Genomic DNA, 13,472 nt, shown 5'->3' on the forward strand with positions numbered 1-13,472 from the left:
TGCCGGTAAGCGTCCAGTCGGCGATCTCCCGGCCGAGCGTGCGCGACAAGCCGGCAGCCCCGCGTAGATTGAGCCCCATCCCCAATACCACGCCGGTGCATCCTGGAGCCGGCGTGGCGACGCTTTCGACCAGGATGCCCGCTAGCTTGGCGCCATTCCACTGCAGGTCATTGGGCCATTTGAGCGACAGCACCCCGTCCGGATACGGACCCAGCAGCTGGCCCAGGGCCTCGCATGCGGCGATGCCGGCGACCAGCGAAAGCGGCGGCAGGCGTGCCGGAGCAATGTCTGCCTGCCAACCGCAGGAAAACAGCAGCGCCTCGCCGGCGCGGGCTTGCCAGGCGCGGCCGGCGCGGCCCCGGCCCGAGGTTTGGTAGTGGCTGCCGAGCAATGCCGGCCCGGTGCCGCCGTTCTTCAGGTACTGCTGCAGTTCGGCGTTGGTGGACGGCGTCGACGCCAGCCACGTTACGTCCCAGCCCGGCAGCGCCGCGCGCAGGCCGGCGGCGAATTCGGCCGGTGGGGCGATAGCGTCGGGGGGCGGGGCGGGGTGGTGTGTGGGCATGGAAATCCGTCCAGGGCGGCCGAGCGAGCGGCGTGCAAATCGGCAATTGTAGGCACAGAGCCCGGGGGATCGCAGCGAGGTTTCCCAAACCGCATAAACTTAACGCATGTCGCTCACGTTTTTCTTCCGCCGCCCATGAGTGCCGACGACTCGTCCGCTACGCCCGGGCAGGTCGTCCGGCACCGTGCCCCGATGGCGCGGCTGGCCTTGATCATCGTCGTGCTGCTGGTGGTGTACGCCAGCCTCTATCCGTTCACGGGCTGGGTCGATGTCGGCTTGCCGGCTTTCGCGTACCTGCGGGCGCCGTGGCCCGAATATTGGGTTGGATCCGAAATCGTCGCCAACGTCGCGGCCTATTTGCCCGTGGGCGCGCTGTTCGTCTGGGCGCTCTATCCCGCTTGCCGCAGGGTGGCCGCCGTGCTGGCGGCGGTCGTGTTCTGCACGCTGCTGTCGGGCTCCCTGGAGGCGCTGCAGACCTACCTGCCCAACCGCATCGCGTCCAACGTCGACCTGGCTGCCAACGCCGGTGGTGGGCTGCTGGGTGCCTTGGCCGGTGCCGCGACGGCGCCGAGCCTGATCGGCGACGGGGCACTCGTGCGCTGGCGCCATCGATGGTTTGCACCCGAGGCCGGTTCGGCCCTGATCCTGGCCGCGCTCTGGGTATTCATGCAGATTCCGCGCCAGCCCATGCTGTTCGGTACCGGCGAGTTATGGCGGTTGGTCGGCGATTGGGCCGCGCTGCCGTCGCAGCTGCTCGGCGAGGTGTGGACGCCCTCGCCTGGGCAGCGCATCATGGCCGAACAGCTGTGCACCGGGGCCGCCGTGGTGGCCGTTTCCATGTTGTTGCTGCACGTGGCTCGGCCAGTGCCGGGGCGCGGTATGCTTCCGGCTGCGCTGGTGTGTTGCGCGCTGCTGGTCAAGGCCGTCCTGCAGCCCCTGGCCGTGCCCGCGCAGGCGGGCGGGGCTTGGATCACGATCGGCGCCGTCGTCGGCGTGGTCGGGGGCCTGGCCCTGGCCACCGGCGGCGCTTATTTGCAACCTTCCTGGCAGCGCGTGCTCGGCATGACGGCCTTGTGCGTGCAGCTGGCCATCGTCAACTTGCTCCCGTCCGACCTCTATTTCGAAATGACGGCCGCGGTGGCGCGCACGGGTTGGCTGCATCTGGAGTCGCTCACGCAGAGCCTGTCCGTGATCTGGGTGGTGGCCGCCTTGTTCTTCCTGGCCCGGCGACGCGTTGGTTCGGCGTCCCGGTAACGCTTTTTTCGCCCTTGCGAGTTGGTATGGAGTCCTATTACAAGCACCACGTCTTTTTTTGCCTGAACGAGCGCGGACCCGATGCGCCTCGTCCCTGTTGCGCTCGGCAAGGCGCCCAGGCCATGCAGGACTATGCCAAGAAGCGCATCAAGGCGCTTGGATTGGCCGGCAAGGGCGAGATCCGCATCAACAAGGCAGGCTGCCTGGACCGATGCGAAGAGGGGCCGGTATTGGTGGTTTATCCGGAGGGTGTCTGGTACACCTACGTGGACCAAGAAGATATCGATGAAATCATCGATTCGCACCTGGTGCGCGGTGAGCCCGTCGAACGACTGAGGATCTGAGCGCCATGGCGATTGCAACCGAACATCTCGTGCTAGAGGGTGGCGCGGGGCCCGTCGATTGCGCGCTGGACATTCCCGAGGGGGGCCTCGACGCAGCACGGGGATGGGCCCTGATCCTGCATCCGCATCCGCTGTTCGGCGGCACCCGCGACAACAAGGTGGTCACGACGGTGGCGCGGGCCTGCGTGCAGCAGGGGCTGGCTGCGCTGCGGCCGAATTTCCGCGGCGTGGGCGGATCCGCAGGCGAGTTCGACCACGGCACCGGTGAAGCGTCGGACATGTTGGCCGTGGTGGATCAGTTTCGCGCGCGGCATCCGTCGCTGGCCCGCGGCCATTTCGTGTTGGGCGGGTTCTCGTTCGGCAGCGCGGTCGCCAGCCAGGTGTATGCCGGTTGCGGGCCGGCGAGCCCCCGGGGGCTGCCGGTGGCAGGCGTGGTATTGCTCGGCACCGCGGCCAGTCGTTTTTCCGTGGCCGAGGTTCCCGAAGATTCGCTGGTCATCCATGGCGAGCAGGACGACACGGTGCCGCTATCGTCCGTCATGGACTGGGCGCGCCCGCAAAGCCTGCCGGTCACCGTCATTCCCGGGGCTGGCCATTTCTTCCACGGCAACCTCGTGGTGGTCAAGCGCCTGGTGCTGAACTACCTGGGCCGCGTGCTGGCATGACGGGGCCGCCGGCGGGCTGTAGCATTCCGTTGCATCAGCTCCGCCATGTCCCGGGGGTAGCCAGCCGCTCGGGGTGCCTATAATTGCAGTTTCCACCCCGCACCGCGGGGCGCGCGTCGGGCAGCGTTGGCCGGCCCGGGCGGCGCCCCTCTTGCACGATCGTCTCCCACATGAAACTGCGCTTTTTCTCGTTCGCTCCGGGACGTCGGTTTGCTTTGGCCGCAGTGGCGTCGGCTTGCCTCGTCGCATTCCAGGCAACCATGCCCGCCACGGCCTTGGCCGCAGCCGCGCCGCCGGTGACTACCTCTTCCGCCGCGTCTTCGGTGTCGACCGTCGGCCTGTTGTCTTCCGTGCCGGCGCCCGCCATAGCGGCCCGCGCCTGGGTCGCGATCGACGTGACCAGCGACCAGGTCTTGGCCGAGGATCGCGCGGACGATCGCGTCGAACCGGCTTCGCTGACCAAGGTCATGACGGCGTATCTGGTGTTCAACGCACTCAAGGAAAAACGCCTGTCGCTCGGCCAAAGCGTCGCGGTGTCGCACAAGGCCTGGCGCACGGGCGGTTCGCGCATGTTCATCGAGCCGCGCAAGCCCGTCACCGTCGAGGAGCTGATCCGCGGCATGATCACGCAGTCGGGCAATGACGCCACGGTGGCGTTGGCCGAGGCCGTCGCGGGGAGCGAGGACGCCTTCGTCGCGTTGATGAACCAGGAAGCGGCGCGGCTTGGGCTGAAGAATACGCACTTTACGAACTCCACCGGCCTGCCCGATCCGCAGCACGTGACCACGGTGCGCGACCTCGCCCTGCTGGCCAAGCGCCTGATCCAAGATCATCCCGACTTCTACGGGTATTACAAGGAACGCGAGTTCACCTACAACAAGATCACCCAGCCCAATCGCAACCGGCTGTTGTGGGTCGATCCGTCCGTGGATGGCATGAAGACGGGCCACACCGAGGCGGCCGGCTACTGCCTGATCGCGTCTGCCATGCGGGGCGACCGCCGCGTGCTCACGGTCCTGGTGGGGGCGGCGAGCGAGAACGCGCGTACCCAGGAGAGCCTGAAACTGTTGAACTGGGGGTTCCAGAACTTCGACACGGTGCGCGTCTACGAGGCCAACCAGGCCGTGGTGGAGCCCAAGGTCTGGAAGGGCAATGCGAGCAAGGCCAAGCTGGGGTCGCGCTCGGCCATCTGGGTCACGGTGCCGCGCGGCCAGGCCGGGAACGTCAAGTCCACCGTCGAGCGTACCGATCCGCTGGTGGCGCCGTTGCAGGCGGGACAGCAAGTGGGTACGCTTAAACTTACCCTGAACGACAAACCCGTGCGCGAGGTGCCGTTGACCGTGCTCGAACCGGTGGACGTGGCTGGCATCTTCGGCCGCGCATTCGACGCCGTGAGGCTTTGGTTCAACTAAGGCTCGCGCATGCGCTGGGGGTGCGCCCCGAAGGGTGGAAACCGCGGCGCGGCATGTTCGCTGCGCCGCCATCGGGGGCGCCCCAGGCGCGGTCGGCCCTCGGTCCGCGCCCTTTTTTTGCGGAGCGCGCGAAACATGCGGCGCAGGGAAAGGGCGTATTTCTCTCCTTCTTTAGGGAATAGACATGATTCCAGGCATAGAGGGCGACCCACTGGTCTATCTCAACGGTGAGTTCACGCCGCTGTCGCAAGCCAAGATATCGGTGCTGGACCGGGGCTTCATCTTCGGCGACGGCATCTACGAGGTCGTGCCGGTCTACGGCCGCAAGCCGTTCCGGATGGCGCAGCATTTGGCGCGGCTCGCCCGCAGCCTGGATGCGATCCGCATCCCGAATCCGCACACGGCTGAGCAATGGCAGGCGCTGGTCGCGAGGCTGGTCGAGACCTTGGACGCCCAGGATCAGTTCGTCTACCTGCAAGTGACGCGCGGCGTCGCCAAGCGCGATCACGCATTTCCCCGCAACATCTCGCCCACGGTGTTCGGCATGACGAGCCCGTTCGCAAGACCGTCGGCCGAGCTGCGCGAGAGCGGCGTGAAAGCCGTGACCATGCCCGACGAGCGCTGGCTGCATTGCCACATCAAGTCCACCTCGCTGTTGGGCAACGTATTGGCTCGGCAGTATGCCGTCGATCGCGACGCGACGGAGGTCGTGATGTTCCGCGACGGTTTCCTGTCCGAAGGCTCGTCCAGCAACATCTGGGTGGTCAAGGACGGGCGCCTGCTGGCGCCACAGAAGAACCATCTCATCCTCGAAGGCATCCGCTACGGATTCATCGAGGAAATGGCCTCGGCCAAGGGGATCCCGCTCGAGATGCGGCCGGTCTCGAAGGCGGAGGTCCAAGCGGCCGACGAATTGATGCTTTCGTCGGCGACCAAGGAAATCCTGCCCATCGTGTCGCTCGACGGCCAGCCCGTGGGCGCGGGCCGTCCCGGCCCCGTCTATGCCCGGTTGCGCCAGGGATACGATGAGGCGATCGCAGCGCTTTGACATTCACATGGCAGACCTTCCCCAAGCGCCCGAGGCCCGGGCTTCGCTGATCGAGTATCCGTCAGACTTCCCGATCAAGGTGATGGGGGCGCATCGCCCTGATTTCGCCCAGGTGCTCACCGAAGTCGTGATGCGCCATGATCCGGATTTCGATCCGGCCACGGTGGAAATGCGGGCCAGCTCTGGTGGCAATTACTTGGGGCTGACTTTCATCGTGCGGGCGACTTCCCGCGAGCAGCTCGACGCGCTGTATCGCGAGCTCACCTCGCACCCCATGGTGAAATTCGTCCTGTAGCCGACCCGCCCGAGAGAGCTGTCCATGCACATCCGTTGGCTGCAGCGTCCTGCCGACTATCACGAGACATGGGAGGCGATGAAATCTTTCACCGCCGCGCGCGATGCCGATACGGCGGACGAGATCTGGCTGGTCGAGCATCCTCCCGTGTTTACGCTAGGGCAGGCGGGTAAGCCCGAGCATGTGTTGGCGCCTCATGACGTGCCGGTCGTCAAGAGCGACCGCGGCGGGCAGGTCACCTATCACGGGCCCGGGCAGGTGGTGGCCTATGTGCTGCTCGACCTGAAGCGCGCCGGGTATTTCGTCAAGGAATACGTGAACCGGGTGGAGCAGGCCGTGATCGATCTGCTGGCCGAATTGGGGCTGCCCGATGCGCAGCGCAAGCCGGGCGCACCGGGCGTCTACGTGAATTGGCCGCGCGCGTCGGCCCCCGCGGCGGGGGCATCCGAACTGGCCAAGATCTCGGCGTTGGGCATCAAGGTCCATCGCGGATGTACCTACCATGGCGTCGCGTTGAACGTGGCCATGGACTTGGCCCCGTTCTCGTGGATCAACCCTTGCGGTTATGCCGGGCTGCGCACCGTGGACCTAGCCTCCTGCGGGTGCGCGATTTCTCTGGAAGAAGCCGGCGAGCGGCTGGCGCGGCGCCTGGAACGCGCGCTGGTGGCCCTGCCGCAGTCAGGGGTTTTGCCGAGCCCGGCGCCGGCGGCGGTAGAATAAGGGTCTTTACTAATCCGGCCCCCGGTTCTACCCCGGCCACGCCGAACAGGAATCTTGTCGATGAGCTCCGTGCCCGATACGTCCGCCTTGAGCAGCCAATCCGAAACCAACGGGGCGGCGCCGGCCTACGATCCGCTGCAGAAGCAGAAATCCGCCTCCAAGGTTTCCCGCATCCCGATCAAGGTCGTGCAAGCGGAAAGGCTGAAGAAACCTGAGTGGATACGCGTGAAGGCGGCGTCTCCCGGTTCCCGCTTCTACGACATCAAGCGCATCCTGCGCGAGCACAACCTCCATACGGTGTGCGAGGAAGCCTCGTGCCCGAATATCGGGGAGTGCTTCGGCAAGGGAACGGCTACGTTCATGATCATGGGCGACAAGTGCACGCGCCGCTGCCCCTTCTGTGACGTAGGCCATGGCCGGCCCGACCCGCTGGACCCAGACGAGCCGCTCAACTTGGCGCGCACCATTGCCGCGCTGAAGCTGAACTACGTGGTCATCACGTCGGTGGACCGCGACGACCTACGCGACGGCGGCGCGGCCCATTTCGTGGAGTGCATCGCCAAGACGCGCGAACTCTCGCCCGCCACCCGCATCGAGATCTTGGTGCCCGATTTCCGCGGACGCCTGGACCGGGCGCTCGAGATCCTCGATGCGTGTCCGCCGGATGTGATGAACCACAACCTGGAGACGGTGCCGCGCTTGTACAAGCAGGCCCGCCCGGGTTCCAACTACGAGCACTCGCTCAAGCTGCTGGCCGAGTTCAAGGCCCGCCATCCCGAGGTGCCGACCAAGTCCGGCCTGATGCTGGGCTTGGGCGAGACTGACGAGGAAATCCTGCAGGTGATGCGCGACATGCGCGCGCACAACGTAGACATGATCACGATCGGCCAATACCTGCAACCGTCCGAGCACCATCTCCCCGTGCTGCGCTACGTGCATCCCGACACTTTCGCGATGTTCGAGCGCGAAGCCTATGCGATGGGCTTTACCCATGCCGCGGTCGGCGCAATGGTGCGTTCGTCGTATCACGCAGACCAGCAGGCGCACGCGGCCGGCGTGGCGTAAAGCGCGACGCGCCGTCGTCTTTTCGGTTCCGCAAGAAAAGAGGCTTGCCCAACGCGCGCAGCCCGGACGTTGTATCCGGGCCGGGGCGTGGGGCAAGCCTTTTTTTGGTTCATGCCGGCGCTGCCGGAGCGGCGATCGGTGCTGGTTTGCCGCTTCGGCGCGCTTGGTGCCGCTTAGGCCCGCACCTCCCGCCGCTGGAAGAGCATGTAGGCCAGCGTGAACAACAGGATCACGGCGGCGATCAGCCCTATCATCTGGGGCCAGATGATGGCCAGGCTTTGCGAGAGCGGCAAGGGCGAACCGATCACCGCGCCCTGCAATTGGCTCAGGAAGACCGGCCCCAGCGTGCGGGTCGACGGCACCAGCAGGGCCAGCACGCCTTCTCCGAACAACTGGGACGGCGAGATCCGCTCGAGCGCCTGTTGCCACTGGAGCGTTTCGATCCCGGGTTGCCCCAGCATCAGCGCCAATGGATCGGGCGGTGCGATGACCTGCGCGATCGCGCCGGCCAGCATGGGCCACAGCAGCGAGAAGAACAGCCATAGCCCGAGGCTGACCAGGGCAGACGTTGCCGCCGACTGGAACAGGATGGAGCACAGCATCGCCACGGACAGCCATACGCCTGCATAGGCGAGCGTGAGCAGCAGGAACAGCAGCGAGCGGGCGATTTCTTCGCCGCTGGGCGGCACGCCAAGCAGGAACAACCCGGCGCCGACCACCAATAGCCACAAGGCCAGCAGCGAAACGGCCAGGGTTGTCAGGCCTGCCAGGAATTTGCCCATCAGCAAGGCATCGCGGTAGATGGGCTGCGACAGCAGCCGGCTCATCGTGCGCCGCGAGTATTCGCCGTTGATCGCATCGAATCCCAGCCCGATCGCCACCAGCGGCACCAGGAACCCCAGCAGCGCCGAGAACGACGGCATGGGTTCGCGCGCGGCCGTGAACAGGCGCAGGAACACGAAGGGATCGCTGGCGGTAGTGTTGCGGATCTGCTGGAACACGCCGTAGAGCGCAGCGGCGGCCGTCAGGATGATCAGCCATTCCAGCACGCGCATGCGGCCGCTGCGCAGATGGTCGGCCAGCTCTTTCAGCAGGACCACGCCCATGCCCTGTACGGGTGATCCTTCACGCTGCATGACGTCGTCCCCCTTGAGTCATGGACTGGAAGAAGCGGTTGTAGATCATGTCGAGGCTGATTGGCTCGTCGTCCAGCCGGAGCAGCTCGGCGTTCGCGTTGACGAGCGCGCGGGCGATATCCGGCCGCACGTCCCGTTCGGCCCGCAGCCGCCAGCGTTGTTCGCCCTGGGGTTCGACCGAGGCGATGCCCGGAATGCCGCGCAGCACTGCGGCGATGTCCTTGCCCCGCGCCTCGACCACTACGGCGCTCTGGCCGCCCAGCACCTGGCGCGCCAGCTCCGGCACGGTGCCCATGAGGGCGATGCGGCCCTGGTGGAAAAGCGCCACGCGGTCGCAGATGCGCTGCATGTGGTCCAGCATGTGGGACGACAGCAGCACCGTGACGCCGTCCCGCCGCAGGCTGTCGATGAGCCCCAGGAAGTCTTCGGCGGCCTGCGGGTCGAGGCCGGAGGTCGGCTCGTCCAGGATGGCGATGCGGGCACCCTTGAGCACGATCTCCGCCAGCCCCAGGCGTTGCCGCATGCCGCGCGAGAAGCCGGCCACGCGCCGGTCTGCCTCGCTGGAAAGCCCGACGCGCGCGAGCGCCGCATCGATGCGGGCGTTGCGTTCGCCGGCGTCGATTTCCATGAGCTTGGCCGTGTAGGCGAGGTTTTCCCGTGCCGAGAGGTAGTCGTAGAACCCGACGGCGTCGGGCATGTAGCCGACCTCGCGCTTGACCGCGAGCGGCGAGCGGCGCGGATCGCGGCCCAGGACCGACACCGTGCCGGAGCTCGCTTCGGTCAAGCCCAGCAGCATGAGAATGGTGGTCGTCTTGCCGGCGCCGTTGGGACCGAGCAGGCCGAAGACCTCGCCCTGTCCTACCGTGAACGAAACGCCGTCGACCGCGGTACGGCCTTTATAGCGTTTGGTCAGGCCTTGCGCCTGGATGACTTGCGTGCTCATCGCCGCCCGAACCTCGCGACAGCACCCACCAGCACCAGCACGGCGATGGCGATGATGATGACTCCGACGATACCCCACAGGCCCGAGGTCTGCACCGTGATGCGGAACTCGCCCGACGCGCTTTCCCCGCCGCCCGACGCGCGGATGGTGGTCATGTAGTCGCCGACGAGCGATCGATCGGACGGCGTGATGTGGGCCTGGGCCTCGACCTCCTTGCCCGCTTCGATTTCAGGAAGGGTCTTGGGTTCGAATTCGACCTTCCAGCCCGACGGCGCGCTGGCCGACAGCTCGATGCCTTGCGCCGGCGCGGAGCCATCGTTGCGCACGATGATGGGCATGGTTTCGGTCTTGCCGGCGCGGGCGGTCGCACTCATGATGCCGTCGCGGCCAGTGATGCGCAGTTCGGGTTGGCCCACGACGTCCATGGTGAGCTTGGCGCTGGCTGATGCGTTTTCGGCGCTGGCATGCACGACGATGGGATAGCTGCCGGCCTTGACGGACGAGGGCGGCTTGACGCTGAGCTTGAGGTCTTTCGATTCGCCCGCCTTGATGGGCACGGAGGTCAGCTGTTGCGACCCGTAGTTTTCGGTGAAGGTGGGTTCGAAGTACTGCGGCGTTTCGGCAGTCAGGCTCACCACCAGATCGCGTCCGCTGTCGTTGCGCACCGTGAACTGGTAATCGAAGGTCGTGCGCGGGCCGCCGCGCAGCGCGGGCAGCTTGGTTTCGATGCCGAGCTGGGCCGGCAATTCGTCGGCCAGCGTCACGTCAATGGGAAGTTCGATGCGCCGGTTCGGCGCATCGGCCACGACGCGTATGCGATACCGGCGCGCCTCGGCCGTGGGCGGCAGTTCGAACCGCAATTGCAGCGGCACGCTGGCGTCGGTGGCCGGCATTGCAGCGGCCACCGGCTTGCCGCCGCCGAGCAGCGAGACTTTCCAGCCTTGCGGCACGTCTTCCACCCGTAGTGCAACGCGCTCCGGCGGCTCTTTTTGGTTGCGCAGGCTCAGCGGCAGCGTGGTCGTGGCGCCGGCCTGCAACGTCAGGGAAGGGTAGTCGGTGACCAGGTAGATGCCCGACTGGTCGGCCGCCACGAGGGTCGGCAATGCGAGCAACAGCGACAAGATCAGGACGCGAATCTTATGCATGGCAGTTCGTTGATGAAATGGAATGCTGAAAGATTCGGCCAGGCGCCCGGCATGGGATACGCCTGAACCAATCGTATTAGTGTGAGCGTCTCCCTTCGGCGCAGCGCCGCACCTGGATGCATGGAGTATCCGGGCACGGCGCTGCGCCGGGGGACCAGCTTCGCGGGGCGGAGCCGGTACGGGGCGAAACACTAATGGATGATACGACGATTGGCTATACGGGTAGCCCCTGCTTGGTTTCGTCCTGGATAGACCTTACTCAGTCCATTTTGATGCCCCGCGATTCAATCAGTTCACGCCCCGCCTTGATCTCGGAGGCCAGGTAGTCGCGCAGTTCCGCCGGCGAGCCGCCTATCGGTTCCGCGCCGATGGAAGCCAGCGTGGCCTGCACCTTGGGCGCCTGCAGCGCCTGGCGCATGGCTTGGTTCAGCTTGTCGATGACCGCTTGCGGCGTGCCGGCGGGCGCAAAGGCGGCAAACCACGGAGTTAGCTCATAGCCGGGCAGCCCGGCTTCGGCCACCGTGGGTAGATTGGGCAGTGCAGCAGAGCGCTTCTTGGTCGTGACGGCGATGGCGGTCAGCTTGCCCGCTTCGATGTGCGGCTTGGCGGAGGTCACGCTGTCGAACATGTAGTCGACTTGTCCGCCCAGCAGGTCGGCGATGGCCGGACCGCTGCCCTTGTACGGCACGTGCAGCATCTGCACGTTCGCCATCTTGACGAACAGTTCGCCGGCCAAGTGGATGGACGTGCCGACGCCGGCCGAGGCAAAGGTGTACTTGCCGGGATTGGCCTTGGCGAGTGCGATTACCTCGGCCACCGTCTTGGCCGGGATGCGCTGCGGATTGGCGACGAGCACGTTGGGAACGACGGCGAGCAGCGAAATCGGCGCGAAGTCCTTGACGGGATCGTACGCCATGTCGGGATAGAGCGCGGGGTTCACAGCCATGCCGTTGGCGACGATCATGATCGTATAGCCGTCCGGCTTGGCGCGGGCCACGGCGGTTGCGCCGATGTTGCCCCCGGCGCCGGGGCGGTTCTCGATCACGAAGGGTTGGCCGAGCATCTGGCCCATGGTTTCACCCAGCGTACGGGCGATGTTGTCCATCGCGCCCCCGGGCGGGAAGGGGACGATCCAGCGGATCGGGCGGCTGGGATAGCCGTTTTGCGCAGCAGCAGTGAGCGGTGCAGCGAGCAGGCCCGCGGCGACGGCCAGGGCGGTCAGGGAAAAGCGGTTTTTCATCTTGTGTCTCCAGTATGCAGTATGGGGCGGGTCGGACCAGCCGTCGCCGTGGCGGCTTGCGCTGCCCGACCCGGAGGGGGCGCTCAGCGGATCGCGGAGGGATGCCGCGCCAACGGCGTCACGTGGATGTCCATGTACGGGTACAGGGGTAATGCGGACAGCAGCGCGTGCAGCTCGTCGTTGTCCGTCACGTCAAAGATGCTGTAGTTGGCGTATTCGCCCACCACGCGATAGATCTGCTGCCATTTGCCCTGCCGCTGCAGGTCCTGGGAATAGGCCTTTTCCGCGGCCTTGAGCGCATCGGCTTGTTCAGGTGGAACCGAATGCGGGATGCGTACGTCCATGCGCACGAGAAACAGCATGAAAGTCTCCTTGTCACGATTCTTGCCCGGGACGGCCGGCGCCTAGCCGGCGGCGTCCCCCCAAGGGCCGGGATACCCGGCCCGTCCTTGCGTCGTCCGGCTCAGCGGTCGCGGCGATAGCGGTTGAGCTTGTCTTCGTCGATCGCCAGTCCGAGCCCGGGGCCGGTGGGCAGCCGCATCGAAAAATCTGCGTAGGCGGGGCGCTCGCGGACCACGTCGTCCACCAGCAGCAGGGGCCCGAACAATTCCGTGCCCCATTCCAGGCGCGGTAGCGTGGCAAAGGCATGGGCGGCGGCAACGCTGCCGATGCTGCCCTCGAGCATGGTGCCGCCGTATAGCGCGATGCCGGCGGCGTCGCCGACCGCCGCGGTGCGCAGCGCACCATAGAGGCCGCCTGACTTGGCGATCTTGATCGCCAGCACGTCCGCGGCGCCTTCGCGCGCAATGGCCATCGCATCCTCGGGGCCCTGCACCGCCTCGTCGGCCATGATGGGGATGACGAAGCGAGCCGCCAGCCGCGCCATGCCGGTGCGGTGCGCGCGCGGTACCGGCTGTTCGACGAGGTCTACCCCGGCCTCTTCCAGCTGCGCGATGCCTACCGCTGCCTGGGACTCGCTCCACGCCTGGTTGACGTCTACCGTGACGCGAGCGCGCTTGCCGAGCGCGCGCTTGATGGCGCAGACGTGGGCTACGTCTTCGGCCACGGAGCGGCGGCCTATCTTCAGCTTGAACGTATCGTGGCGGCGCGCGTCGAGCAGCGCTTCGGCCTCTTCGATGTCGCGGCGCGTGTCGCCGCTGGCCAGTGTCCACAGCACGGGCACGGTGTCGCGCACGGCGCCGCCCAGCAAGGTGGAGACGGGGACGCCCAGGCGCTTGCCCTGGGCGTCGAGCAATGCGGTTTCCAGCGCCGACTTGGCAAAGGTGTTGCCCCGCGCGGCCTTCTCCATGCGCTGTACGGCAGCCAGCACGTTGGCGGCGTTTTGGCCCAGGAGGGCCGGGGCCAAATACGTGTCGATGGCCACCTTGATGCCTTCGGGGCTTTCCTCGCCGTAGCTCAGGCCACCTATGGTCGTGGCTTCGCCCAATCCTTCGATGCCGTCCGAGCAGCGTAGCCGCACGATCACGAGGGTCTGGACGTTCATGACCGTCATCGCCAGTTGATGGGCGCGGATCGTGGGAAGGTCGACCAAAATGGCTTCGATCGACTCGATATACGGCAAAACCATACTATTCCAGTCATAGAAAGTGCTGGAATTCAGTATGAATCTCGATTTTTCACCC

General features: G+C 66.2%; 15 protein-coding genes. 8 read left to right on the forward strand and 7 right to left on the reverse strand.

The features are described from left to right. Positions 1 to 562: biotin--[acetyl-CoA-carboxylase] ligase (locus Q0319_RS11950; RefSeq protein ID WP_299452793.1), on the reverse strand; the 562-nt coding region annotated here is incomplete at its 3' end. Between Q0319_RS11950 and Q0319_RS11955 the strand changes: the two genes are divergently transcribed. From Q0319_RS11955 to lipA, 8 genes are all read left to right on the forward strand, one after another. Beyond that, a complete protein-coding gene (locus Q0319_RS11955) occupies positions 551 to 1,816 on the forward strand; it encodes a VanZ family protein (RefSeq protein WP_299452795.1) in 1,266 nt (421 codons plus the stop codon). The two genes, Q0319_RS11950 and Q0319_RS11955, sit on opposite strands and share 12 nt — an antisense overlap. Positions 1,817 to 1,842: 26 nt before the next feature. After that, positions 1,843 to 2,160 (forward strand): NAD(P)H-dependent oxidoreductase subunit E, encoded by a 318-nt coding sequence (locus Q0319_RS11960; RefSeq protein ID WP_296467185.1) that lies wholly within the window; start codon positions 1,843 to 1,845, stop codon positions 2,158 to 2,160. A 5-nt stretch (positions 2,161 to 2,165) separates the two neighbouring features. After that, positions 2,166 to 2,825 carry a CocE/NonD family hydrolase gene (locus tag Q0319_RS11965; RefSeq protein ID WP_296467182.1) on the forward strand — a complete coding sequence of 220 codons (660 nt, stop codon included), beginning with the start codon at positions 2,166 to 2,168 and terminating at the stop codon, positions 2,823 to 2,825. Between the two features lie 260 nt (positions 2,826 to 3,085). Then, positions 3,086 to 4,237 (forward strand): D-alanyl-D-alanine carboxypeptidase family protein, encoded by a 1,152-nt coding sequence (locus Q0319_RS11970; protein ID WP_299453051.1) that lies wholly within the window; start codon positions 3,086 to 3,088, stop codon positions 4,235 to 4,237. 184 nt (positions 4,238 to 4,421) lie between these two features. Then, positions 4,422 to 5,285 carry a D-amino acid aminotransferase gene (locus Q0319_RS11975; RefSeq protein ID WP_296467179.1) on the forward strand — a complete coding sequence of 288 codons (864 nt, stop codon included), beginning with the start codon at positions 4,422 to 4,424 and terminating at the stop codon, positions 5,283 to 5,285. A gap of 7 nt (positions 5,286 to 5,292) precedes the next feature. Next, the gene (locus Q0319_RS11980; protein WP_296467176.1) at positions 5,293 to 5,580 is read left to right on the forward strand and encodes a DUF493 family protein; all 288 of its coding nucleotides are present in this window, start codon (positions 5,293 to 5,295) and stop codon (positions 5,578 to 5,580) included. A gap of 24 nt (positions 5,581 to 5,604) precedes the next feature. Further along, on the forward strand, positions 5,605 to 6,300 hold the full coding sequence (gene lipB / locus Q0319_RS11985) for a lipoyl(octanoyl) transferase LipB (RefSeq protein ID WP_296467173.1): 696 nt from the start codon (positions 5,605 to 5,607) through the stop codon (positions 6,298 to 6,300). Positions 6,301 to 6,360: 60 nt separating this feature from the next. Continuing rightward, the gene (lipA, locus tag Q0319_RS11990; protein ID WP_296467171.1) at positions 6,361 to 7,365 is read left to right on the forward strand and encodes a lipoyl synthase; all 1,005 of its coding nucleotides are present in this window, start codon (positions 6,361 to 6,363) and stop codon (positions 7,363 to 7,365) included. 173 nt (positions 7,366 to 7,538) lie between these two features. Here lipA and Q0319_RS11995 read toward each other — a convergent pair whose 3' ends face one another. From Q0319_RS11995 to Q0319_RS12020, 6 genes are all read right to left on the reverse strand, one after another. After that, positions 7,539 to 8,501, reverse strand: a complete 963-nt coding sequence (locus Q0319_RS11995; RefSeq protein ID WP_296467168.1) for an ABC transporter permease — start codon at positions 8,499 to 8,501, stop codon at positions 7,539 to 7,541. After that, complete coding sequence (locus tag Q0319_RS12000) at positions 8,491 to 9,444, reverse strand: ABC transporter ATP-binding protein (RefSeq protein ID WP_296467165.1); 954 nt, start codon at positions 9,442 to 9,444, stop codon at positions 8,491 to 8,493. The genes Q0319_RS11995 and Q0319_RS12000 overlap by 11 nt, the downstream gene beginning before the upstream one ends. Beyond that, complete coding sequence (locus tag Q0319_RS12005) at positions 9,441 to 10,589, reverse strand: NEW3 domain-containing protein (RefSeq protein WP_299452804.1); 1,149 nt, start codon at positions 10,587 to 10,589, stop codon at positions 9,441 to 9,443. Before Q0319_RS12005 ends, Q0319_RS12000 begins: the two co-directional genes overlap by 4 nt. Positions 10,590 to 10,848: 259 nt before the next feature. Further along, positions 10,849 to 11,829, reverse strand: coding sequence for a tripartite tricarboxylate transporter substrate binding protein (locus Q0319_RS12010; protein WP_296467158.1), 981 nt, complete (start codon positions 11,827 to 11,829; stop codon positions 10,849 to 10,851). A gap of 83 nt (positions 11,830 to 11,912) precedes the next feature. Continuing rightward, positions 11,913 to 12,191 (reverse strand): muconolactone Delta-isomerase, encoded by a 279-nt coding sequence (catC, locus tag Q0319_RS12015; RefSeq protein ID WP_296467156.1) that lies wholly within the window; start codon positions 12,189 to 12,191, stop codon positions 11,913 to 11,915. A gap of 101 nt (positions 12,192 to 12,292) precedes the next feature. Further along, complete coding sequence (locus tag Q0319_RS12020; RefSeq protein WP_299452806.1) at positions 12,293 to 13,417, reverse strand: muconate/chloromuconate family cycloisomerase; 1,125 nt, start codon at positions 13,415 to 13,417, stop codon at positions 12,293 to 12,295. Between the last annotated feature and the right edge of the window lie 55 nt (positions 13,418 to 13,472).

It is taken from the genome of uncultured Pigmentiphaga sp. (genome assembly GCF_937950555.1).
Classification (GTDB): Bacteria; Pseudomonadota; Gammaproteobacteria; order Burkholderiales; family Burkholderiaceae_B; genus Pigmentiphaga.